This window comes from Pseudomonas sp. LBUM1657 (genome assembly GCF_059716075.1).
The window spans coordinates 2651904-2674407 of record NZ_CP166799.1; the positions used below are offsets into that span (position 1 = coordinate 2651904).

At 58.3% G+C, this 22504-nt stretch carries 18 protein-coding genes, 1 tRNA gene and 1 pseudogene; 14 read left to right on the top strand and 6 right to left on the bottom strand.

The features are described from left to right. Window positions 1–73 precede the first annotated feature (73 nt). Complete coding sequence (oxdA, locus tag ACA055_RS12290) at window positions 74–1132, bottom strand: aliphatic aldoxime dehydratase (RefSeq protein WP_497683872.1); 1059 nt, start codon at window positions 1130–1132, stop codon at window positions 74–76. A gap of 571 nt (window positions 1133–1703) precedes the next feature. Between oxdA and ACA055_RS12295 the strand changes: the two genes are divergently transcribed. The 3 genes from ACA055_RS12295 to ACA055_RS12305 all read left to right on the top strand — a co-directional run bounded on the left by ACA055_RS12295 (window position 1704) and on the right by ACA055_RS12305 (window position 5363). Further along, window positions 1704–2639, top strand: coding sequence for an AraC-like ligand-binding domain-containing protein (locus tag ACA055_RS12295; protein WP_497683873.1), 936 nt, complete (start codon window positions 1704–1706; stop codon window positions 2637–2639). Window positions 2640–3054: 415 nt separating this feature from the next. Then, complete coding sequence (mhpA, locus tag ACA055_RS12300; protein ID WP_497683874.1) at window positions 3055–4713, top strand: bifunctional 3-(3-hydroxy-phenyl)propionate/3-hydroxycinnamic acid hydroxylase MhpA; 1659 nt, start codon at window positions 3055–3057, stop codon at window positions 4711–4713. A 2-nt stretch (window positions 4714–4715) separates the two neighbouring features. Next, window positions 4716–5363: a TetR/AcrR family transcriptional regulator gene (locus tag ACA055_RS12305; protein WP_497683875.1), complete on the top strand. Its 648-nt coding sequence runs from the start codon at window positions 4716–4718 to the stop codon at window positions 5361–5363. A 4-nt stretch (window positions 5364–5367) separates the two neighbouring features. Here ACA055_RS12305 and ACA055_RS12310 read toward each other — a convergent pair whose 3' ends face one another. Then, window positions 5368–6606, bottom strand: coding sequence for an NADH:flavin oxidoreductase/NADH oxidase family protein (locus ACA055_RS12310; RefSeq protein ID WP_497683876.1), 1239 nt, complete (start codon window positions 6604–6606; stop codon window positions 5368–5370). 228 nt (window positions 6607–6834) lie between these two features. Between ACA055_RS12310 and ACA055_RS12315 the strand changes: the two genes are divergently transcribed. The 7 genes and pseudogenes from ACA055_RS12315 to ACA055_RS12345 all read left to right on the top strand — a co-directional run bounded on the left by ACA055_RS12315 (window position 6835) and on the right by ACA055_RS12345 (window position 14962). Further along, window positions 6835–7449: a TetR/AcrR family transcriptional regulator gene (locus ACA055_RS12315; protein WP_497683877.1), complete on the top strand. Its 615-nt coding sequence runs from the start codon at window positions 6835–6837 to the stop codon at window positions 7447–7449. Between the two features lie 84 nt (window positions 7450–7533). Beyond that, window positions 7534–8625: a VOC family protein gene (locus tag ACA055_RS12320; protein ID WP_497683878.1), complete on the top strand. Its 1092-nt coding sequence runs from the start codon at window positions 7534–7536 to the stop codon at window positions 8623–8625. Between the two features lie 175 nt (window positions 8626–8800). Further along, entirely contained in the window at window positions 8801–9757 is a 957-nt protein-coding gene (locus ACA055_RS12325; protein ID WP_497684394.1) for a fumarylacetoacetate hydrolase family protein, read from the top strand. 2 nt (window positions 9758–9759) lie between these two features. Beyond that, entirely contained in the window at window positions 9760–11661 is a 1902-nt protein-coding gene (locus tag ACA055_RS12330; RefSeq protein WP_497683879.1) for an acyl-CoA synthetase, read from the top strand. 152 nt (window positions 11662–11813) lie between these two features. Continuing rightward, a complete protein-coding gene (locus tag ACA055_RS12335) occupies window positions 11814–13133 on the top strand; it encodes an outer membrane protein transport protein (protein WP_497683880.1) in 1320 nt (439 codons plus the stop codon). A 188-nt stretch (window positions 13134–13321) separates the two neighbouring features. Beyond that, window positions 13322–14104, top strand: a pseudogene (locus ACA055_RS12340) (MCP four helix bundle domain-containing protein); the annotation flags it as partial. After that, the gene (locus ACA055_RS12345; RefSeq protein ID WP_497684395.1) at window positions 14099–14962 is read left to right on the top strand and encodes a methyl-accepting chemotaxis protein; all 864 of its coding nucleotides are present in this window, start codon (window positions 14099–14101) and stop codon (window positions 14960–14962) included. The pseudogene ACA055_RS12340 and the gene ACA055_RS12345, both read left to right, overlap by 6 nt. Window positions 14963–15172: 210 nt before the next feature. Here ACA055_RS12345 and ACA055_RS12350 read toward each other — a convergent pair. Further along, window positions 15173–15260 (bottom strand) — tRNA-Ser (locus tag ACA055_RS12350). Window positions 15261–15383: 123 nt separating this feature from the next. Between ACA055_RS12350 and ACA055_RS12355 the strand changes: the two genes are divergently transcribed. Further along, on the top strand, window positions 15384–16055 hold the full coding sequence (locus tag ACA055_RS12355; RefSeq protein WP_497683881.1) for a Bax inhibitor-1/YccA family protein: 672 nt from the start codon (window positions 15384–15386) through the stop codon (window positions 16053–16055). A 65-nt stretch (window positions 16056–16120) separates the two neighbouring features. Here ACA055_RS12355 and ACA055_RS12360 read toward each other — a convergent pair whose 3' ends face one another. After that, window positions 16121–16558 (bottom strand): Lrp/AsnC family transcriptional regulator, encoded by a 438-nt coding sequence (locus ACA055_RS12360; RefSeq protein ID WP_497683882.1) that lies wholly within the window; start codon window positions 16556–16558, stop codon window positions 16121–16123. 135 nt (window positions 16559–16693) lie between these two features. Between ACA055_RS12360 and ACA055_RS12365 the strand changes: the two genes are divergently transcribed. Further along, window positions 16694–17587: a DMT family transporter gene (locus ACA055_RS12365; protein WP_497684396.1), complete on the top strand. Its 894-nt coding sequence runs from the start codon at window positions 16694–16696 to the stop codon at window positions 17585–17587. A gap of 14 nt (window positions 17588–17601) precedes the next feature. On the opposite strand, the gene ACA055_RS12370 is transcribed toward ACA055_RS12365, so the two are convergent. Together ACA055_RS12370 and ACA055_RS12375 are read right to left on the bottom strand one after the other, a co-directional pair. Next, entirely contained in the window at window positions 17602–18642 is a 1041-nt protein-coding gene (locus ACA055_RS12370) for an FUSC family protein (protein ID WP_497683883.1), read from the bottom strand. 46 nt (window positions 18643–18688) lie between these two features. Next, the gene (locus ACA055_RS12375) at window positions 18689–20314 is read right to left on the bottom strand and encodes an NADP-dependent glyceraldehyde-3-phosphate dehydrogenase (RefSeq protein WP_497683884.1); all 1626 of its coding nucleotides are present in this window, start codon (window positions 20312–20314) and stop codon (window positions 18689–18691) included. Between the two features lie 258 nt (window positions 20315–20572). Here ACA055_RS12375 and ACA055_RS12380 point away from each other — a divergent pair, with 258 nt between their 5' ends. After that, complete coding sequence (locus tag ACA055_RS12380; RefSeq protein WP_497683885.1) at window positions 20573–21460, top strand: Dyp-type peroxidase; 888 nt, start codon at window positions 20573–20575, stop codon at window positions 21458–21460. A gap of 16 nt (window positions 21461–21476) precedes the next feature. Continuing rightward, window positions 21477–22442 carry a Gfo/Idh/MocA family protein gene (locus ACA055_RS12385; protein ID WP_497683886.1) on the top strand — a complete coding sequence of 322 codons (966 nt, stop codon included), beginning with the start codon at window positions 21477–21479 and terminating at the stop codon, window positions 22440–22442. The last annotated feature ends 62 nt before the right edge of the window (window positions 22443–22504 follow it).

Below are 22504 nucleotides of genomic sequence, written 5' to 3' on the forward strand. Positions count from 1 at the left end.
GTTTGGGGGTGAGGTCTGTGTCAGGGCGGAATCCGGATCAAGACCGCCCGTGGACGCAGGGTCGCGTCAAACGTCAGGTTTTAGGGATCACCGCGTCACGCAACATGCCGGTCTGCGGGTGGCAGTTGATGTACTCGAACACTTGATCCTTGGCGTCGGATACCGAGACTTCGTGATAGAGGCGTAGCTTCGACAGGCTGGTGGCGACCCGAAAGAAGGTCACGAAGATCCGCAGATGGGTCGGATGGGATTCGGCCCAGCGCTCGAGTTTTTCCAGGGAGCGCCAGTGACCGATGTTGTAGCTCAGGTTCAGAAAATTGCCGTCCAGGTCGATGTAATTCACGAAGCGATTGCTGTAGCAACCCAGGTCCTTGCCGCTGTCACGCAGGAAGTCCATACCCGCCTGCAGCGTCGGCAGAATTTCGTTGAGATAGAGCGATCGTTCTTCTTCGCCAGCATCAGCCCAGTCCTGTCCGGAGCGGATCAGCGCGACATTGTCGTGGCCTTGCACGACCACGCGCCCACCTTTGGCCGGGTCGCCAACGATGACCGTCAGTTCGCCGGAAGGAGCCATCCAGTCGGTCTGGGATATCGGGAAGCGGTCACGCATCGATCCCCAGTAACCGTGTTCTTCGATTTCATCGCTGATGGTGTCCATCACGGCGCCAACGCCGGGCAACTCATCGCGAAAGCCATACAGCGTCTCGAACTGCTCGGCCCGTGGCGCGACAATTTCCCGAAAGTAACCGAGACCGTCGCTCAGGCGGTCCTGCGAGGACCACCATTCGATTACCTCAGGCGTGCGCAGCCAACGACAATACGCGGCGGGGTCTTTCCAGTAACCGACGATCATCAGGTTGTCGTAGCCACTGTTGTCAGTGTGGTGAGTCAGGTCATGGCTCAGAGGGCCATCGGACAAACTCAGGCTGGCGGCAATGTGGCGCATGGTGTTCAGGGCTGCTTCACGCTGGTCCTCCCCGCGGTATTGCACACCCCAATACCCCATCACTACTTGTTCCAGTTGCTCATCGGCGCGTCCAACCCACATGGGGAAGGGGGGCTGGTACTCATCAGGGACGCGACGAGACAACGTGCGCGGACATTTGAGGTGCTTATCGATCGCAGATTCCATGGTGGGCTCCTTGGTTTTATTTTTGGTGTACGGTTATCTGTTCAACGTTTCGACGGGCGCGGGTGTCTGGATGTTGGTGCATCCAGTCGGCGTCGCAGCGCCAGAGCGCCCAGCTCTATCAAGTAGGTGGCGAACTCTTCAGGTGCCAAGTCGCGCATCTGCAAAAGCCAGGATGAATCGGACTGTCGCTGCTGTTCTGGCGGTTGCATGGGACGCCTCATCAGTCGTGGTTGTAGGGGCACGGTGTGGGTAGAAGTTAGGCGGGGACGGCGCCGTACGCTTGGCTCGTACGGACAACCGTTTGGCTAGAAAGGACAGGCCCTGAAAACAGGTTTACGATGAGCCGAATTGGTGCGCGCGCTCCATCAGGCGCCGGATAACGGGCAGGCGTCATCTGTGTGAAGCGTTAGCGGGACTCGCTCACGCAGCCTCTATCCCGAGCGTACGAGCGTCTGCCATTTCAGGCGCGCGTGGAGTTGGCAACCCAAACGGAGAGTGGCCTGCTAATTGCTCTGCAGGGAACCAACGTTACCGTCACCCTTGTTGTTCAGTCGCCGCCGAGGTGAATGCCATGAGTCATAGCAATCAGTATTCGACCCTCGCCGTTGCGGCTCCACGTCGCTTTGATTACTGGAAAGAAGTGGTATGCCGTCACTGCCTGGCGGCGGACAGCAAACCATTGTCGCAGAGCGATTTCGACGGTGCGCTGGAGGTGCACGGCATGGGGCCGTTGGACATCTGTACGCTGTCCTCGCCACTGCATTTTTGGGAGCGTTCGCCCCAGCATTTGCGCAGCGGTCCTGATGAGGATCTGTGGCTGGGTTTCACCCGGCGAGGCTTTGGTGAACTGGAGCAGGCAGGGCGTAGGGCAACGCTGGCGGCGGACAATTTGTTTCTTTATGACGCATCACAAACGTTCCGATTCAGCCTGGGTGGTACCGAGAACCACCTGGTCCGCATTCCGCGACAGTTGCTCAGCCAGCGGTTGCCAGGCGTAGCAGGTTGCACCGCCGTGGTTCTGGACGATCGCCGTCCAGGGGTGATTCCTTTGCGCGAGATGTTGCGTCAAGCGGCGAGCATTCCTGCGAGCCTTCAAGACGAGGGGCTATCCAGCCGCTACTCCAACACCTTGCTTGACCTTCTGGCGATTAGCCTGGAACTCCAGGACTTGAAGACGACCCATGAGGAGCTGGATCTTTATGGTCGGATCATGAATTACATCCACCAGAATCTGACCGATCCAGACCTGTCGATCGAGCGCATCGCTCAAGTGCATTATGTGTCCACGCGAACCGTCACGCGCGCTTTCGCCCGTTACCAGAAAACGCCGGTCGCGGAGATCTGGAAAGAACGCCTGCTGGCGAGTCGCGAGGCAATAGAACGCGGCCAGGTACGCAGCATTTCTCAAGCTGCACTGGATTTCGGATTCTCCGATTTCTCCCATTACAGTCATGCCTTTCGCAAGGCCTTTGGTGTGGCTCCTCATACACTCCTGCGCCGGAATTGAGAACGGCCACTCACGTGGGTTCATTTGAAACCAGAGTGTGCCCATGGCAATGAATGCCGCCAGTGCGCCGGCAATGGGCACGTAGGCCAGCCGGCCCAAGGCCGTGCCGAGGTTGAAGGGGGCGATGTTGAGCATTGCAGAGAGGCGATCTGTTTGTTCTTTGATCTGAGCCCTGGTCTACAACGCTGATCGGCGCTGAAGCCAAGCATCGCCGGTCGGAAACTGGCACACGCGCAAACTCGGTTCACGCCGCGCACTTCGGCTCGCCCCTTGGCCCCATCGCGGGTTGAGCATGATCCTAAAAAATTAATGACAAAAATATCAATATTGAAAAATCTCTCAATATTGAATACCTTGACCTTGCCTGACGATGAGACCTCGCGTCTCACGACTTCAATCACAACAAGGGCCCGAGATGAACAACAACAAGAAAGTTTGCGAATTGCCTCCCGCCGCCGTCGACGTGCTGGTTATCGGTTATGGTCCGGTAGGTGCGACCATCGCTGCGCTGCTCGGCCGCTATGGGGTCACGACCCTGGTACTGGACAAGGTCCATGACGTCGTACTGATGCCGCGTGCCATTGCTCTGGACAACGAAGCGCTGCGCATCCTGCAACAAGCCGGTTTGTCGGAAGACGCTTTCGAGAAGATCGTTATCCCTGAAGTGAAGATGCACTCCCCGGTACTCGGGCAGTTCGGTCGAGCCAATACCGAGGGGTGCGTCGACGGCCATCCGAAACTCGTGACGTTCTATCAACCCGACCTCGAGCACGCGATGCGCGGCCAGGTTTCCCGGCTAAAAACCGTGACCAGCCTGGGTGGCTTCGAGCTGGAGAGCCTGGTTGAAGTGTCGGATTGCGTCTTCGCTTCCGTACGGGATGAGAATGGGCAGTCGCATTCCGTTCGCGCCCAGTACCTGATCGGAGCGGATGGCGCTAGCTCCAGGGTCAGAGGGCTGATTGGCCAGGAATTCGAAGGGCAGACCTATGCGGAGGATTGGCTGATTGTCGATGTCAAGAACCGGCATAAGTCAGCGATTGATCACGTTGAGTTTCTCTGTAATCCGCGCCGCCCGACGCCGCACATGCCGGCACCCGGCGGCAGGGAGCGTTGGGAGTTCATGCTGCAACCCGGCGAGTCCCGGGAAGAGCTGGAAAGCCCGGAAAGCATAGCCCGGCTGATCGCGCCATGGATCAACCCGCAGGAGCTGGAAATCGAGCGCAAGGCGGTGTATCGATTCCACGCGCGGTGCTGCAACAGATTCAGCAAGGGGCGCGTCTTTCTCGCCGGCGACGCAGCGCACATCACGCCTCCTTTTGTCGGGCAAGGCCTCGTTGCGGGACTTCGAGATGGCGCCAACCTTGCCTGGAAACTGGCCTGGGTCCTTCGTGGCCATGCCACGCCTGCAATACTCGATACCTATGACGTCGAGCGCCGCCCCCATGCCCGGGCAATGATCAATCTGGCGAAACTCATGGGCCGTCTGGTGATGCCAAAAAACAAGATCGCCGCTTTCTTTGTCCACGGCCTGATGCGCACGCTGGCGTTGACGCCCACTACCAGGAGGTACTTCGAACAGTTGGACATCAAGCCGAAGAACACCTTCAAACACGGCCTGTTCGTGCAGCATCGCCGGGGCGACAAGCTGGTACGTGGCAGCCTGTTTCCCCAATCCTGGATTCGCAACCTGCAAAAGCAGATCAAACTGAGCGACGATGCTCTGGGAGATAGCCTGACCCTGGTTGGATTCGGTGTTGACCCGTTGTCACTGCTCACCCCTGATCAGATCGTTTCCTGGGAAAAAATGGGAGGCCACTTTTTAGAGATCAGAGCACGCGGTCAACGCTCCGGCGGCAGCTGTGACTTCATCGAAGACATGAACCATGAGATCCTGCCTCTGGCTGCCAAGGGAACGCTCGTCGCGGTTCGCCCCGACCGTATCATCATGCACCACGCCCCTGGCTCAGAGGTCGGCAGCCTTCTTCGAGACTGCAGGAACCTGCTGGCTAGCGAAGGCGCCACTCCGGACAGCGTTTCCATTACCATCAACGAGCCCATTAGATTACGAGCTTGATCATGCATTCCCCCACACTTCCTTTAGAAGCTGATGCGCCAGAACCTCTCACGAGAGGTCACAAGAAGCGTGAGCGCACCCGTCGCGGCCTGGTGGACGCGGCATTACGCCTTATCGCGCGCAAGGAAGTGGGGGAGATCGCACTGCTCGAGGTCGCTGCGGAAGCCGCAGTATCCAACGGCACCATCTACAACTATTTTAGAACTCGCGACGAAGTGCTGGAGGCGGTGGGCATCGCCATGGCTGCCGAGTTCTCCGATGCCATTTCCGCCATGAGTAGGGGCGTGCACTGCGGCGCACAGCGGCTTTCGATCGGCGTGCGCATGTTTGTGTGCCGGGCCGCGGCCGACCACCAGTGGGCGAATGCGCTGCTGCGCATCATCCATTTCGACCAGGCAATGCGCTCGCGTCTGGCTGACCATGTACTGGGCGATCTGCGTGAGGGGCTGCGTGCGGGTACGTTTGCTTACGAGGACGAAGGGGTCGCCCTGGATATAGTCCTGTCATGCACAACCGGAGCAATGCGCTCAGTTGTCGAGGGGCGTGCAGTGGCGGAGCACGATCTGCGGGTCGCCGAAATGATTCTCCAGGCTCTGGGCGTCACACCTGCCAGAGCCAGGAAAATCGCGGGCAAGCCGCTACCGGCCTGATCCTCTACCTGGCTTGATCAATCCATTGCCGATAGCTCTTCGCCTGGCGACGAGCCTTCAGTTGATTGCCGATCAATGCCATGAGTGGCGACGTCCCGGGTTTTGTCCGTTTGCCTTGACTCAACAAGCCGAGCTGCTTCTTGATCACCGACGCCACTGCCAGCGATGCCAGCGTCTTGTTTTTCCAGCGGACGACGATGGGCTCCACTCTGGTGTCCCGACCTGCCATCCACTGTCTCGGCAGGGCTGGCTCGATTGCCAGTGCAGTGGCAAGTCCGACCATCGACACCGAGCCGCTCACCACCCGCTCCGCGACCTCCTTTCTACGCACACCGCCGGTGACCATCAGTGGCATGCGCGCTATTTCTCCTATTTTCTCCGCGAATTCGAGAAAGTAAGCCTCTCGAGCCAGGCTGCTGCCATCGCGGGTTTGTCCCTGCATGGCCGGGCTTTCGTAGCTGCCACCCGACAACTCGACCAGATCGACCGCCTTGGCGTTAAGCATTTCCACCACGCGAGCCGCATCCGCGGCATCGAACCCGCCGCGCTGAAAGTCCGCGGAGTTGAGCTTCACAGCGACGCAAAAGATCGGTGCCACTCGCTGGCGAATTGCGTCGATGGTTTTCAATAAAATTTGCGCACGATTTTCGAGGGTGCCGCCCCAGCGGTCGTCACGCCGATTGGTCAGGGGCGAAAGGAATTGGCTGAACAGGTAGCCATGCGCAGCATGAATCTCCACGCCGGTGAATCCGGCACGCTCGGCCAGCACCGCCGCTTGGGTATAGCGCCCGATCAGCTCTTCGATCTCCTGCTCCTCCAAAGCCCTGGGCGGCACAAAAGCTTTTGAAAGGCCGGGGATATCGACCGCCACTGCGGAGGGGCCTCTTGCCGATTGCCCCATTGAAGCCAGCAGCTGCCGTCCGGGATGATTGATTTGCATCCAGGCCTGGGCTCCACGGCTGCGGCAAGCATCGGCCCATAGCTTGAACCTGCCCAGGTTCCGATCGTCCTCAAGCACGACACCAGCGGGTCCGGTCAAGGCGTGACGGTCAACCATGACGTTGCCAGTGATGATCAGACCGGCACCACCCTCCGCCCAACTCCGATAGAGCTTGACCAGCGCTTCCCCTGGAGCGTGATCCTCATCGGCAAGGTTCTCCTCCATGGCAGCCTTGGCGATCCGGTTTGGAATCACCGTGCCGTTGGGCAATCGAAGCGGTTTGAAGAGATTTGAGCCGGTCATGTTCTGTCCTTCAGCTGATAAAAGGTCCGCCAACATAATTGAACACGCGTGTTCAATTATGTCAATATGCGGGGCTTTTATTGATCCGGCTAACTCACTCATGATGTCCTAATTATTAGGTTTATAGCTGGTTTTCAGGCAGAAAAACCAAGCTACTTAAAAATATGGTTGACGTGAAATGAACACAAGTGTTCAATCGGTCCATAAGGTAATCCTGGAGAGAGAACCGTGGAATCCCTGAATCCAACACAGCGCCGCATCCATCAAGCTGCCTTTCGCCTGTTCGCCGAGAGAGGCACCTCACAAGTAAACATCCTCGACCTCGCGCAAGAGGCTGGCGTGGCGCGCGGAACGGTCTATAGCAACATCGACAGCATGGAAAGCCTGTTCGAGGCGGTCGCCAGTCATCTCGCGAGGGAGATGCATGAGCGCGTCAACAAGAGCTTCGATTCCCTCTCGGACCCGGCTCATCGCCTTGCCAATGGCATTCGATTCTTCATTCGTCGAGCGCACGAAGACTCCCAGTGGGGCGCGTTCATCCATAAATTCGCCATGAGCAATTCTGCGTTGCGCGAAATGTTCAGCAGCCAGGCGACTAAGGATCTGCTGAGCGGGCTTACCACTGGGCGCTACACGTTTGCGCAGGAGCAATTGCTCTCGGTACTGACGTTGATATCGAGCAGCGTGCTTGGCTCGATTTTCCTTGTACTGGAAGGGCACCGAACGTGGCGCGAGTCGGGCTCTGATACTGCCGAGCTGGTATTGCGGGCATTGGGTGTGCCGTCAGAGGAGGCGCGTGCGTTGGCGACCATGGAGTTGCCGGCACTTCCATCTCTCGACTGAATCCGTAACTGACTTGACTGGATAAACCCCTGATTTTCAGGGGTTCGGGACAGCTTTGCCCTAAAAACCCGGAAAACAAGAACAATGAACAACAAAAACGAATTGCACCGGTTGGCGACACCACACCCCGCGCGGCATCCGCAGCCGACGGTAAAGGCCCAGGATCTGACTCACCTGATCTTCCAGCGGCCGGACTTGAATGAGGCGGCGCGTTTCCTGACTGATTTCGGCCTGACGGTAAGTCGGCAGGAGGCCGATACGCTCTATATGCGGGCCACCGACGCCACTGCCTATTGTTACCGTGTCCAACGGGCCGAACATGCACGTTTTATCGGGTTCGGACTTGCCGTGCAGTCCCTGGAAGATCTGGAAAAGCTCACTCGAATCCCGGGTGCCTCATCGGTCGAGAAATCGGAACATCCGGGTAAAGGGTATTACGTCAGACTGACGGATCCTTCCGGTTTCATTGTGGAAGCCGTCTGCGACCAGACGCCAGGCAAGACGCTGGCACATAGAGCTCCTCTCAACTGGAATCTGGCGCAGGAACACCCGCGAATCAACGCCACGCAGCGCCCGCCGATTGCTCCCCCTGAAGTACTCAAACTGGGTCACATCGTCATTGAAGTGGCCGACTATCAAGCGACCTGTGCCTGGTATACGCAGCATTTCGGGTTTATTCCCAGCGATGTTCAGGTACTCCCCGACGGCACGCCTATCGTCACTTTCATGCGCCTTGATCTCGGTGATATTCCCGCGAATCACCATACGCTCGCGATTGCGCAAGGGTTCATGGCTACCTACAGCCATAGCGCCTATGAAGTCGTCGATGCAGACGCCGTGGGTATGGGGCAGCGCGTCCTGCGAGAGCGGGGTTGGGCGCACTCATGGGGCATCGGCCGGCACATTCTGGGCAGTCAGATCTTCGATTACTGGCAAGACCCTTGGGGCGACAAGCACGAGCATTACTGCGACGGGGATATTTTCACGGCCGCTCGGCCTACGGGCATTCATCCGGTGAGTCCCGAGGCAATGGCGCAGTGGGGGCAGCGTATGCCCAAGAGTTTTACCAAACCCAAGATGAACCTGACCAATGTGCTTCTGCTGATCCGCAACCTTCGACGCAGCCCGGACCTGACCATTCGAAAGTTGGTAACACTCATGCGGATGTTCGGGTAGAGCTGCCGCCATGTCGGACAACTCAACCCGGTTTGGCCGGCGGGACGTGCTTAAAGCCGGCGCTTTGATTGCTGGCGGTGCGTGGGTCTACACCGTTGCCAGCCCGCCTTTAGAACAACACCACAGTTCCCGCGCCACTGAACGCGGGACAAACGCCGCTCCAGGAGTACCTTCAATGTCTGCTGTACACGTAGTCCGCTTTGAATATCAGAACGGTATCCACTGGGGCGTGCTTCGCCAGGGCCGTATCACAGTTGTCCCTGGTGTTTTCGAAACCACCGGTGACTTCATTAGCCAGAACAGTCTCGACGACCTCGCTCAACTGAAAGGTTCGGAGTTGGAGGCGGGCGAAGTAAAACTGCTGTCGCCGGTGACCCGTAACCAGCAGTTTGTCTGCCAGGGTGCCAATTACCGTCAGCACATGATCGAGTCAGGCATGGACCCTGATGCGAAGAAATTCAACATGATCTTCACCAAGGCGATGAGTTGCCTGGTGGCGGCTGACAGCGACCTGATCAAGCCGCGCCACGTGCGCTTCCTTGATTACGAGATCGAGCTGGGCCTTGTGATGAAGCGTTCGATCACCGGCGCTATTGCTGTCACCGACGCCAATCTGCATGAGTTCATTGCAGGCGTCGTCATTGTCAATGACTACTCGGCTCGTGACATTCAGATTCCCCAGATGCAGTTCTACAAGGGCAAGAGCTACCGCACTTTCGGCCCGGTCGGCCCGTACCTGTGCCTTCTGGATGCTTCGAACATTCATTACTTGAAAGAACTGCAGCTGCGCCTGACGGTGAACGACCAGGTGCGACAGGACGACAGCACGGCCAACCTGGTTTACGGCCCCGCTGAAACCCTGACCGAACTTTCTGCCTTGCAAGATCTCGCCGTTGGAGACTTGATCGCCACTGGTACGCCTGCCGGCTGCGCTCTAACGATCCCTTCGCCCGGTAAAATGCGCATTGCAGCCCTTTTGCCAGAAGCCACCAAGTGGAAGCTTTTCCTCAAGGCACAAGAGGGCCGGACGCAGTACCTCAAGGCCGGAGACGTGGTCGAAGCGCGCATTCGCAGCGAGGATGGCGTGATCGACCTGGGCGTGCAACGTAACCGAGTCGTAGAGGAAGCCTGACGATGATGGTGCGATCGCTGAATGACATTGAAAATATCGAGCAGGTCCCGTTGGCGGAACGTGGCTTGGATTCCAGCACCTATGAAGCGCTGAAACGTACCGCCGAGCTTAGCCCCAACGCGCCTGCACTGAGTTTCTTCGTCGACGCTACCAGCTTCAGGAATACCCACCACTGGAGCTATGCCGAACTCATCGAAGATATCACTCGCGCGGCGAATGCCTTTCACGACCTGGGCATTACCCCGGGTGAAGTGCTGGCCTTCATCCTGCCCAACCTGCCGGAAACCCATTTCACCATCTGGGGGGGTGAAGCGGCCGGTGTCGTCATGGCGATCAATCCGCTGCAAGAGGCCAAACAGATGGCTGCCTTGCTACGGGCCGCCAAGGCCAGCGTGGTGGTAACGCTCGCACCGACGCCGGGCAGTGACCTTTGGCCTAAGCTGGCCTCGCAGCTGGATCAACTTCCCGAGATCAAGCACGTCATTTGGGTTGGCATGGGCCCTTATGTTGATGTAGCTCAGCGTGAAGCCCTTGAAGCCCTGGCAGAAAAAGAACGTGAGTTGCACAGGGGGGCCACGATTCACCAGTTAAGAGCGCTAATGGACGCTCAGCCAGGTACGCACCTAAAGAGCGGTCGGCAATTCCGCCCTGAGGATCGTTCCTCTTATTTCTGCACCGGCGGTACCACCGGGCTACCCAAGATAGCAATGCGAACCCATGGGGCGGAGGTCTTCAATGCATGGGCCATGGCTACGCACATGCAACCACAGGGGAGCCGCCAGGTCATTTTTTGTGGATTACCGCTGTTCCACGTAAATGCACAGCTGGTGACAGGCCTGATGCCTTGGACCCAAGGTGATCATGTCATCCTCGGCACGCCGCAGGGTTATCGCGGCGAGGGTGTGATCCCACGCTTCTGGGAGATTGTTGAGCACTTCGGCATCAACTTCTTCTCCGGCGTTCCAACCGTCTATTCCGCACTGTTGCAAAACGAGCTGAAAGGCCGCGACCTGTCCAGCCTTCGTTATGCCATGTGTGGTGCCGCGCCGATGCCGGTCGAACTTTTCCGGGAGTTTGAGAGCCGTACCGGGGTGAAGATCCTCGAAGGCTACGGCCTCACGGAAGGGGCTTGCGTCTCCTCGGTTAATCCGCCCCATGGCGAGCGCTACATCGGCTCCATCGGTATACGGATTGCCTACCAGGACATGCGCGCAATCATGCTCGATGACGCTGGAGAGTACTTGCGCGACGCCGACATCGACGAAATTGGCCTGATCACCATCACGGGTCCGAACCTGTTCGAGGGCTACGTTGAGGAAAGCCATAACCGGGGCCTGTGGATCGAGATCGATGGTCAGCGCTGGCTGAATACGGGCGATCTGGGTCGCCAGGATGAAAATGGCTACTTCTGGCTGACCGGGCGCAAAAAGGAGCTGATCATCCGCGGCGGCCACAATATCGATCCCAAACAAATCGAGGAGACTCTGCAAGCCCACCCAGCGGTGGCGTTGGCGGCGGCCATCGGCAGCCCGGACGCGTATTCGGGTGAAGTGCCAGTCGCCTACGTGCAACTGCGCCCCGGCCACGTCTGCAATGTTGAAGCACTTGAGCAGTTTGCTCAGCGCCACATCAGTGAGCGGGCGGCTATTCCCAAGCGGATCGAAATCCTCGAAGCACTGCCATTGACGGCGGTTGGCAAAATCTTCAAGCCCGCCTTGCAGCAGCGCGAGGTGACCCGAGTAGTTTGGCAGGAAGTGGAACGTATGTGTCTGAAGGGCATTGAGGTCGAGGTTATACAGCATGAACAACGTGGATTAGTCGCGTGCATCCGGGCCGGGAGAGATCAAGAGTCCCTGGCCCTCCTTCTTGGTCTCTATAGCTTTCAGGTGGAGTGGCTCAAATGATCCTGACTTTGTAAGTTCGGCCCCTCGGCCCTGGTAGTCGTCAGCCAGGGCCTTTTTCACAACTTCGATCAACGCCGACCGGCACTGCCAAGTGCACCGGAAGGCAAAGCTTTGCCTGCGCACCAATCAATAAAAACAATACGAGGTGGGAAATGAAACTGAGCAACCGTGCAACCCCGTGTCTCTCAGCTGTGCGAGAAGTGTCTTCCTGGATGAAATTCGCAGGTGCCGCGGCAATACTCAGCGTTTCAACAAGCGCGGGCGCCAATGGCATTGCCTTGAACGAGCAAAGTGCAAGTAGTGCGGGTACAGCTTATGCGGGAAGATCGTCATCCGCGCTGGACGCCAGCACCATCTTTGGAAATCCTGCCGGTTTGACCAAATTGAAGCGTAGTGAGATTTCCGGCGGGGCCGCGGTCGTCTCGGTGAGCGACGACATCAGTGATGCGCAGAGCAGTGCCCCAGGAACGAATAAAGGGGACTCTGTACCTTTGGGAGTCGTGCCCTTCGCTTATATGTCGACGCCACTTGATGATCGCTTTTCGATTGGTCTGGGCCTCTATGCGCCGAGTGGTCTGATCAATGATTACGAGAGCTCTTTTCAGGGCCGCTACCATGGTTCCTATAGCACGACCAAGGAAGTAACCCTGCAGCCCACCATTGCCTGGCGGATCAATGATTACGTGTCCATTGGTGGCGGACCGACCATAAACCGTTTCAATGCAAAGCTTCAGAATTACCTGGCCACCGGCGCCTTGAACAACGGCGAGGACACACTGGTCACCATCAAAGGCGATGACACGGCACTTGGCTACAACGTAGGCATCCTGGTTGACTTTACTGAGGCAACCAGTTGGGGGATTAACTATCACTCGAAGGTGGACTATGAACTCGAAGGGCATACTGAAGTTTCTGGCTCCCCGAGCGTTATCCCGCTGGACGGAAAGTATGACAACAAGATAGACCTCACTATGCCCGAATCCGTGGACACGTCTATTACCCATCATTTCAATAGTCGCTGGACGGGCTATGTGGGGACCACCTGGAAACGATGGAGCCGGATCCAGAAGGTCGAGGCAGTCAACAGCGGTCTTTCCCCCATGGGCCAGGCGGCTGGTCTGGGACATGTGATCGAAGAAATGAACTGGCGCGACACCTGGAGCACCGCAGTGGGCGCCTCCTATCAATTGAACCAGCAATGGCTGCTGCGCGCAGGCTACGCCTATGATCCTTCGCCAATCAGAAATGCCGATCGCAGCGTGCGCATTCCGGTCGGGAATCGCCAGGCCGTCACCCTGGGTGGTGCTTACTCGCCGAATTCCGATCTGACCATAGACTTTGCTTATGGTTATCTCTGGGATTCCAAAGTCTCGGTAAACCAAGCGAACAATTCCGGTGTTCAACCTGAATACAGCGCCAACTACGACAATAGTGCGAATGGAGTTTCAGTGCAGGCTACCTATCGGTACTAAGCGACACGACTTCATTCTTAACAAAGTCGTTTTTTGCGAGCCTTCCTTAAGGTTCACCTTAATCGTTAATCAACTATCCCAACGGGGGTGATGCACTTCTGTTTGTCTATCAGCACCCACTACCGCGAATACTTTCGCGGTAGTGGTCGTTTTCCAATTAACTACCTCCAATCCATCGAGTTTGCCCCGTGAACCTTCTCAATCAGTCCAAATTCTCCACCAAGCTTTTGACCTCGTTCGTCATCTGTGCCCTGATCACTCTCGCCGTGGGTGGGTTGGGAATGGTGGGGATCAGCCGTTTGGCCACTGCGCTGTCTTTGACCTTTTCCAACAGCCTGGTCTCAGTGGGCAACATCAACGAGACCATGACCAGCCTGGTCGCTCACAACCGCGGACTTTACCGGTTGCTTGACGCTCACGCCGGCGATGTGTCCGAAACGGACAAGGCGCGTGTCCGCCAGAACCTGGCGACGGATCTGGCTCGGGCAGAAGATGCTTTCGCGACCTACCGTGCCACACCTCTGGCGGTTGATGAGCGGGTAGCGGGGGACAAGTACAAAGAAATCTGGCCCGGTTATGTGGCAGGTGCACGGAAGGTCATTGAGTCGGTGGACGCCGGCGATCTTGCGCAAGCACGCCTGCGCTTGAATGCTCTGTCGGTTGACGTGTTCATTCATGCCCGAGATCACCTGCGAGCCATGATCGATTCGAACAAGCGGAAGATCAAAGAAAGTGCCGAAGGTGCGCAGGAACTCGAAGCCAGCTCCACGCTGATCCTGTTGCTCGGGATCGTGATCGCCTTTCTGGTGGCTGTCGCTCTGGGCATTCTGATTACGCGCATGATCACTCGCCCGTTGGCGGTGGCCGTCGCGAGTGCCCAGCGCATTGCCGGTGGCGATCTGACCCAGAGCATTTCCACTACCCGTGGCGATGAAGCGGGGCAACTGCTCAATGCCTTGGCGGACATGCAAGGCGGCTTGAAGCACACCATTGCGCAGATCGCCAGCGCCTCGAACCAGTTGGCCTCGGCCGCCGAAGAGCTGAGCGCCGTGACCGAGGAAAGTACCCGTGGCCTGACGCAGCAGAATAACGAAATCCAGCAAGCGGCCACCGCTGTCAATGAAATGACTGCGGCAGTCGAGGACGTGGCGCGCAACGCCATGTCGACCTCCGAGGCCTCTAAAGCCGCAACCGAAGACGCTGCTCATGGCCGCAGTCAGGTCGACCACACGCTCGTGGGCATCAGCACCATGGTGGAAGGGATCACCGAGTCGACCGAGACGGTGACTGAACTTGCCGGGCAAATTCGGGAGGTCAGCAAAGTACTGGACGTGATCCGCATTATCGCCGAACAGACCAATCTGCTGGCACTCAACGCTGCCATCGAAGCTGCTCGTGCGGGCGAGCAGGGGCGCGGGTTTGCGGTGGTGGCCGATGAAGTGCGCGCGCTCGCCCACCGCACCCAGGCCTCGACTGTAGAAATCGAAAGCATGATCAGCACCGTGCAATCGGGCGCTAACGGGGCCGTCACCGCCATGGGTAAAAGCCTGTCGCTGGCCTCCGACACTCAGGAACTGGCCCGGAACGCCGGTGCGGCGCTGGAGAAGATTACAGACAGTGTCGTCACCATCAACGAGCGCAATCTGGTGATTGCTTCGGCGTCCGAAGAACAGGCCCAGGTCGCCCGTGAGGTGGACCGTAATCTGTTGAACATCCAGGACCTCTCGACCCAGACCGCTGCGGGTGCCAACCAGACCAGCGCTTCGACCCAGGAACTGTCGCGGCTGGCCGTCTCCTTCAATGCCCTGATAGCGCAGTTCAAGCTTTAAGGGGAACTGAATCCAGTTTAGTTGACCCTGAACACTGAGCAAACGCACCTAACAAGGCGGTGTAATTCGCTGTTTTCATTGATCTGCTTTTCTGAGAGGTTGCGGAAATGGCTGAAAAGATGCGGAAACGATTGCATCACAGGGGAATCCAATCCTCAAACCCCAGAAACGACAAAGCCCTGATTAATCAGGGCTTTGTCGGTACAAATATGGCGGAGGCGATGGGATTCGAACTCATGGACCTGTTACAGTCGACGGTTTTCAAGACCGTTGCCTTAAACCACTCGGCCACACCTCCGTTTGCGTTGCGGGCGCCATAATACCTGAATGAAACACACTGTCAAACTCTGTGCATAGCTTGTTACAGAGCGTCTGTTATGATCTTTGCGACTGAACGTTTCAAACCAACAGGAGTGTCGCCATGCGCGAACAGGATTACGCAGTTAATAACAGCGTGCAGGTCGAGCAGCTAGAGGTTAGCCGCGTCCTGCGCAACACTTACGGCTTACTCGCACTCACCCTCGCATTCAGTGGCGTGATGGCGTATGTGGCTCAGCAGATGCGTGTCGGCTACCCGAACATTTTCGTGGTGCTGATCGGTTTCTACGGCCTTTTCTTCCTCACCAACAAACTCCGTGATTCGGCCTGGGGCCTGGTGTCGGCATTTGCCTTGACCGGTTTCATGGGTTTCCTGCTCGGCCCGATCCTCAACCGCTACCTGGGCATGCAGGGCGGTGCTGAAGTCGTGAGTTCGGCCTTCGCGATGACTGCGCTGGTGTTCGGCGGCCTGTCGGCCTATGTTCTGATCTCCCGCAAGGACATGAGTTTCCTCAGTGGTTTCATCACGGCGGGTTTCTTCGTGTTGCTGGGCGCGGTGGTTGCGAGCTTCTTCTTCCAGATCAGCGGTCTGCAACTGGCGATCAGCGCAGGTTTCGTGCTGTTCTCGTCGGTCTGCATTCTGTTCCAGACCAGCGCCATCATTCACGGCGGCGAGCGTAACTACATCATGGCGACCATCAGCCTGTATGTATCGATCTACAACCTGTTCGTCAGCTTGTTGCAGCTGTTCGGCATCATGAGCCGCGATGATTAATCGACAGCCTTGAGTAAAAAACCCGCTACGGCGGGTTTTTTATTGCCTGCGATTTGGCCCGGCATTCATGCCATCGGTGGCAGCCGGCGCTTGACCGGGGTTTTCTTGACGATCGCCGTGTTGGTTTCGGCGTGGGTGTTAAGGCGGTCGAGCAGGGTGTCGAGCTGTTCCATCGAGCGCACGTGCAGGCGGGCAATGAAGCAGTCGTCGCCGGTCACCTTGTCACACTCGGTGAACTCCGGGATGGCCTGTATCTGCCGCTCCACTTCCTGCAACTGGCCTGGCAACGGGCGGATGCGGACAATGGCCTGAAGCTGATAGCCGAAGCTTTTGGGATCAATCTCGACGGTGTAGCCCTTGAGCACGCCACGTTCTTCGAGGCGACGCAGACGTTCGGCGACGCTGGGCGAGGACAGACCACTGATCTGCGCCAGGGCCTTGAGCGAGCGCCGCGAATCTTCCATCAAAGCGCTGATCAGCACTTGGTCAATACCGTCGGTCATGGCAAAACCCCTATTAGGCAATTGATCAAAACCGCCTTGATAAAAAAGGCAGAAACAAAGTTTAGCCTGATTTTTTCGCTGGAGAAGCCCCCTGGTGGATTGGCATACTTTGGGCTCAAACACAGGAGTCTGATGATGGACAAAACAATTCGTCACGGGTCATTCGAAATGACCGCCGCCATGCTGATCTCCGGGACCATCGGCTGGTTTGTGCTGGTGTCCGGGCAACCGGTGCTGGACGTGGTGTTCTGGCGCTGCGTGTTCGGTGCCGGCACCTTGCTGCTGATCTGCGCGGCATTCGGCTTCCTGCGTCCAGGCATTCTGACCCGCACCACTTTTTTGTTGGCAGTGCTCAGCGGCGTGGCGATTGTCGGCAACTGGGTGCTGTTGTTCGCCTCCTATTCCCGCGCCTCGATCGCCATTGGTACGGCGGTCTATAACGTCCAGCCGTTCATGTTGGTGGGGTTGGCCGCGTTATTCCTGAACGAAAAAATCACCCTGCAGAAGGTGTTCTGGCTGGGCATTTCGTTTCTGGGGATGCTGGCGATTGTCAGCGCTCACGGCGAGCAGGGCGAGGGCGGTAATGATTACCTGGTGGGGATCGCTCTGGCACTGGGCGCCGCGTTCCTTTATGCGATTGCCGCGTTGATCATCAAACGCCTGACCGGTACGCCGCCGCATCTGATCGCGCTGATCCAGGTCAGCACCGGCGTGCTGTTACTCGCGCCATTCGCGCACTTTTCCGCGCTGCCCCAAGCGCCGAGCGCGTGGGCCAGTCTGGTGACCCTCGGCATTATCCACACCGGCGTGATGTACGTGCTGCTCTACGGCGCGATTCAAAAACTGCCAACGGCACTGACCGGTGCGCTGTCGTTCATCTACCCGATTGCGGCGATATTCGTTGACTGGTTTGCCTTTGGTCATCGGCTGGAGGTGCTGCAATGGATCGGGGTCGCCGCGATTCTGCTGGCCGCTGCGGGGATGCAACAGGGTTGGAGCCTGAAGTTTCGTCGTGCGGTTGTGCAGTAAACCGTAAACAGGCGTCAGATGTTCCAGCGCGGCGCCGTCTTGGCCAGTCGCTGGCGCATCTCGCCGATGTTGACAGCCATCTGACGGATCAACAGCCGGTAACCATCCAGCGGACTGTAGACCGGTGCGTCCAGGCTTGAGTCTGACGGCAGTTCAATCGGCCGACTGAGGCGTTGGGACCAACCGGATTTCAGCGACCGGGCCATACCGATCAGCTGCACCCGAATCAGTCGATGCTCGGCTTTCAATGCCGATTGCAGATGGGCCATGGCCTGCGGGTCATTGGCATCCGGTCGGGTGTTGCCGAGGATTTCCAGGGTGCTGACGCACATCCGCAAATGGCGCTGGATAGCGTCGAGTTCGGTCATGGAAATCCGCACTTCCTTGGACACCGACGGCATCAGCGAGCGCAGCTGCACCATCAACGTATTCAAGCGGCCTATGAGTTTGAGGTGTTCGTCATCGGTGACCGATTGGCCATTGATGATGCGTCCGTAGATCGTCGCGCAGTCGCGCAAGGCATCGGCCAGGTTGTAGCGCCAGGAATAAACCGCGTAGAGCGGCAGGGCGAAGGAAAACGCCAGGGCCAGGGCAATGCCGATCAGGATGTCGACCCCGCGCCACAGGCCGTCCGTGACCGGATTATCGCCATGCCCGGCGACGATGAACACGGTAATCGCCGACAGCAGCGCCGTGTAACCGCCCTTACCGATGGCGTGGTACGAGAAAAACCCGCAGACCACCGACATCGCGAAATAGGTCAGCCACGGCATCCCCAGCCAGGCCTCTTGCGCCACCAACAGCAAACCGACGCCAGCCCCGATCAACGTGCCAATGGCGCGCTCGGCAGCTTTTTTGCCGATGTTGCCGTGGTGCTGCAAACCGCCGATCACCACCAGCATCGTCACCGACGCCCACTCACCGTGGGGCAGGTTGATGCCGGTGGTCAGCAGGATCGTTGCCAGCAAGCCCAGCGACACGCGAACCGCATGGATCACTCGGGCGTGGCGATAGCGCCGATACGGGTCCAACAAGGGACGCAGCAGTCGGCGCATCAGGGGTGGCAGTCGATGGGCTGTGAAGGTGCTCAGGCTTTTCTCCTCAGAAGATGTAATCGGTGGTCAGGAAACTCGAACTGCGTCCGCTGATGATCTCGCTGATCAGTTCTTTGTTTGTCTCCTGGAACTTGGTCGCCACCAGTGTCCGAATCGAAAACACTCGCAGCGCATCATGAACCGACAGCGTGCCTTCGGCGGAGTTCTTGCGGCCGTTGAACGGGTAGGTGTCCGGACCGCGCTGGCACTGGGCGTTGAGGTTGATCCTCCCGACCTGATTGGCGAAGGTGTCCACCAGCCGGCCGACGGCCACCGGGTTGGTGCCGAAAATGCTCAATTGCTGGCCGAAGTCCGATTCCAGAACGTAGTCGATCACGGTGTCCAGGTGTCGATAAGGCACGATCGGCACCACAGGGCCGAACTGTTCTTCCTGATAGATGCGCATCTGCGGCGTCACCGGGAACAAGACCGCCGGGTAGAAGAAAGACGCCCGCGCCTCACCGCCATTCGGGTTGACCACGGTGGCGCCTTTGCTCACGGCATCCGCCACCAGCGAATGCAGGTAATCGACTTTGCTCGCTTCCGGCAACGGCGTCAGCGCCACGCCGCTGTCCCATGGCATGCCGGGTTTCAGGCTGGCGAGTCTGGCGTTGAATTTCTCAATGAACGCCTCGACCACGTCCTCATGGACGAAGAGGATTTTCAACGCGGTGCAGCGCTGACCGTTGAAGGACAGGGAGCCAGTGAGGGCCTCGCTGACCGCGTTGTCCAGGTCCACCTCGGGCAAAACGATGCCAGGGTTTTTCGCGTCCAGACCCAACGCCGCACGCAAACGGTGCGGTCTTGGATGCAGCTTCTTCAAGTCACTGGCGGCCTTGTTGGTGCCGATGAAGGCAAAAATATCGATCTTGCCGCTGGCCATCAGCGCGCTGACGGTTTCGCGACCGCTGCCGTAGATAACATTGATCACCCCGGCCGGAAAACTGTCGCGGAAGGCTTCCAGCAGCGGGCGAATCAACAGCACGCCCAGTTTTGCCGGTTTGAACACCACGGTGTTGCCCATGATCAGTGCCGGGATCAACGTGGTGAAGGTTTCGTTCAGCGGGTAGTTGTAAGGTCCCATGCACAACGCCACGCCCATTGGCACGCGGCGGATCTGACCGAGGGTGTCTTGTTCCAGTTCGAAGCGGCTGGAGCGACGGTCGAGTTCCTTGAGCGCGTTGATGGTGTCGACGATGTAATCACAGGTGCGATCGAACTCTTTCTCCGAGTCCTTGAGGTTCTTGCCGATTTCCCACATCAGCAACTTGACCACGGCTTCGCGCTGTTCGCGCATGCGCCCCAAAAAGGTTTCGACGTGCTGGATGCGCTCGGCCACGCGCATCGTCGGCCACAGCCCCTGGCCCCGGTCATAGGCGCGGACGGCGGCGTCGAGGGCGGTCAATGCGGTCTCGGCATCGAGCAGCGGCGTGCTGCCGAGGATGACTTGTTCATCGCCGTTTTCGCCGGTCAGGTACACCGGGCTGCGGACTTGGGCGAGGGCGCCGGGCCAGGTTTTCAGTTCGCCGTCGACCAGGTACTCACGCTGTTCGGTCTGGCCGTCGAGGCGGTATTTTTCCGGGATACTGCCGGCTGAGGGAAACAGGTTGGCAAGGATGTGTGCTGTGGTCATGTCGCTACCCCGTATGTGGTGTAAGCCATGCGCTGGCGGCTTCCAGTTCGGAAATCACTTCAAAGGTTATACGCCTTAATGGCTCGACTTTTTAACTGCAATCGAGCGGCGATGGGCAGAGCAGAGGGGTGGTGGTCTGAATCTTGTGTTTCAAGCGTAGACCGTTTTGCTCGCTTCCTGAAACGTGATCTTTTGACCCAAGAACACACAACGGCCGATGCTGCGGTTAAACTTCGCGCTCTTTCTGAAGGAGTTCATATGAGTTACTACCAGCCGGGCATTCTCGCCACCCCCGTTCCGCCTCAAGCCCGTCATATGTTCTTCGCACTCGAATCCGTCGCTGCACTGCCGGCTGCGCTCGAAAACCTGAAGGGGCTGGTGGACGGGAAATCGGCTGTGGTCGGTTTCGGTGAATCCCTGGTCAAGGCCCTCAAGGGGCAAATCGAAGGTCTGCGCACCTTTCCTGCGCTGACCGGTGTCGGCGTCGAAAACCCGTCGACCCAACACGCCCTTTGGTGCTGGCTGCACGGTGTCGACCGTGGTGAATTGCTCAATCGCAGCACCGAACTTGAAACCGCCCTGGCGCCGGCCTTCCGCCTGGTACAGATGAACGAAACCTTCCGCCACCTTACCGGCCACGACCTGACCGGTTATGAAGACGGCACCGAAAACCCTCACGACGAAGCCGCCGTGACCGCTGCGCTGGTGAGTGCGGGCGCCGACGGTATGGTCGGTGGCAGTTTCGCCGCGATCCAGCAGTGGCAGCATGATCTGAAGGGCTTCCACGCGATGCCGTCCCATGAAAAGGACGACATCATGGGCCGCCGCTTGAGCGATAACGAAGAGCTCGATGACGCACCTATTTCCGCACACGTCAAACGCACCGCCCAGGAAAGCTTCGCTCCCGAGGCGTTCGTGGTGCGCCGCTCGATGCCGTGGATCGAAGGCGAACGCGCCGGCCTGATGTTCCTGGCCTTCGGTTTTTCCCTTGATGCTTTCGAAGCCCAACTGCGCCGCATGAGTGGTCTGGAAGACGGCATCACCGACGGTTTGTACCGCATCAGCCGCCCGATCACCGGCGGCTACTACTGGTGTCCGCCACTCAAGGACGGACATCTGGACCTGCGCGCATTGCGCGTCGGCTAACGATCAAGGAGTGACGATGAACGTGGTGCGCTGGGGCATGATTGGTTGTGGGGATGTCACTGAACGCAAGAGTGGGCCGGCCTTTTACAAGGCGCCGGGCTCGGCGTTGGTGGCGGTGATGGGGCGGCGTCTGGACGCGGTGACCGATTATGCCGCGCGTCACGGCATTGCCCGGTTCTACACCGACGTCGATGCGCTGATCAACGATCCCGAGGTGGACGCGGTGTACATTGCCACGCCACCCGACAGTCACCACGCTTACGCCCTGAAGGTGGCCGCTGCCGGCAAACATTGCTGCGTGGAAAAACCGATGTCGCTGAATGCCGGACAAAGCCTGGAGATGCACAAGGTCTTTGCCGACGCCGGGCTGCACCTGTTCGTTTCCTACTACCGTCGTTCGTTGCCGCGCTTCCAGCAAGTGCGGCAATGGCTGGAAGAGGGGCGAATTGGCGAGGTCCGCCATCTGACCTGGACCTTGACCAAAGCCCCGTCCGCAGCGGATCTCGATGGCGCCGACAATTGGCGTACCGATCCGGCAATCGCTGGCGGTGGCTACTTCGCGGACCTGGCCAGCCATGGTTTCGACCTGTTCCAGTACTTGCTCGGTGACATCGTCGAAGTCGCCGGGTTTACCGCTCGACAGGTCGGTTTGTATGCCGCTGAAGATGCCGTCAGCGCCAGTTGGCGGTTTGCCTCCGGGGCGCTGGGCATGGGTTGCTGGAACTTCGTCGCGGACCGCCGCGAAGATCGGGTCGAGATGATTGGCAGCAAAGGCCGGATCACTTTCTCAGTGTTCGATGAGCACCCGGTGCAGCTTGAGGCCGATGAAAGCCTCAGCCTGCACTTCGAGAATCACCAGCACATCCAGTGGCATCACGTGCTGGGCATGAACGCGCACATTCGTGGTGAAACACCGCATCCGGCGGTGGCCGAGCAAGCGTTGAAAACCGACTGGGTGATGGACCAGATTCTCAAACGCTAAGGCGTATCTGCGATCGGTCGGCGAATCTAACCTTATACCCAAACAATATTTCTCAAGCCCCC

What these genes read in the sequence shown, in the direction of transcription:
- oxdA (WP_497683872.1), bottom strand. Translation starts at nt 1,132, where the DNA reads ATGGAATCTGCGATCGATAAGCACCTCAAATGTCCGCGCACGTTGTCT.
- ACA055_RS12295 (WP_497683873.1), top strand. Translation starts at nt 1,704, where the DNA reads ATGAGTCATAGCAATCAGTATTCGACCCTCGCCGTTGCGGCTCCACGT.
- mhpA (WP_497683874.1), top strand. Translation starts at nt 3,055, where the DNA reads ATGAACAACAACAAGAAAGTTTGCGAATTGCCTCCCGCCGCCGTCGAC.
- ACA055_RS12305 (WP_497683875.1), top strand. Translation starts at nt 4,716, where the DNA reads ATGCATTCCCCCACACTTCCTTTAGAAGCTGATGCGCCAGAACCTCTC.
- ACA055_RS12310 (WP_497683876.1), bottom strand. Translation starts at nt 6,606, where the DNA reads ATGACCGGCTCAAATCTCTTCAAACCGCTTCGATTGCCCAACGGCACG.
- ACA055_RS12320 (WP_497683878.1), top strand. Translation starts at nt 7,534, where the DNA reads ATGAACAACAAAAACGAATTGCACCGGTTGGCGACACCACACCCCGCG.
- ACA055_RS12325 (WP_497684394.1), top strand. Translation starts at nt 8,801, where the DNA reads ATGTCTGCTGTACACGTAGTCCGCTTTGAATATCAGAACGGTATCCAC.
- ACA055_RS12330 (WP_497683879.1), top strand. Translation starts at nt 9,760, where the DNA reads ATGATGGTGCGATCGCTGAATGACATTGAAAATATCGAGCAGGTCCCG.
- ACA055_RS12335 (WP_497683880.1), top strand. Translation starts at nt 11,814, where the DNA reads ATGAAACTGAGCAACCGTGCAACCCCGTGTCTCTCAGCTGTGCGAGAA.
- ACA055_RS12345 (WP_497684395.1), top strand. Translation starts at nt 14,099, where the DNA reads ATGCAAGGCGGCTTGAAGCACACCATTGCGCAGATCGCCAGCGCCTCG.
- ACA055_RS12355 (WP_497683881.1), top strand. Translation starts at nt 15,384, where the DNA reads ATGCGCGAACAGGATTACGCAGTTAATAACAGCGTGCAGGTCGAGCAG.
- ACA055_RS12360 (WP_497683882.1), bottom strand. Translation starts at nt 16,558, where the DNA reads ATGACCGACGGTATTGACCAAGTGCTGATCAGCGCTTTGATGGAAGAT.
- ACA055_RS12365 (WP_497684396.1), top strand. Translation starts at nt 16,694, where the DNA reads ATGGACAAAACAATTCGTCACGGGTCATTCGAAATGACCGCCGCCATG.
- ACA055_RS12370 (WP_497683883.1), bottom strand. Translation starts at nt 18,642, where the DNA reads ATGCGCCGACTGCTGCGTCCCTTGTTGGACCCGTATCGGCGCTATCGC.
- ACA055_RS12375 (WP_497683884.1), bottom strand. Translation starts at nt 20,314, where the DNA reads ATGACCACAGCACACATCCTTGCCAACCTGTTTCCCTCAGCCGGCAGT.
- ACA055_RS12380 (WP_497683885.1), top strand. Translation starts at nt 20,573, where the DNA reads ATGAGTTACTACCAGCCGGGCATTCTCGCCACCCCCGTTCCGCCTCAA.
- ACA055_RS12385 (WP_497683886.1), top strand. Translation starts at nt 21,477, where the DNA reads ATGAACGTGGTGCGCTGGGGCATGATTGGTTGTGGGGATGTCACTGAA.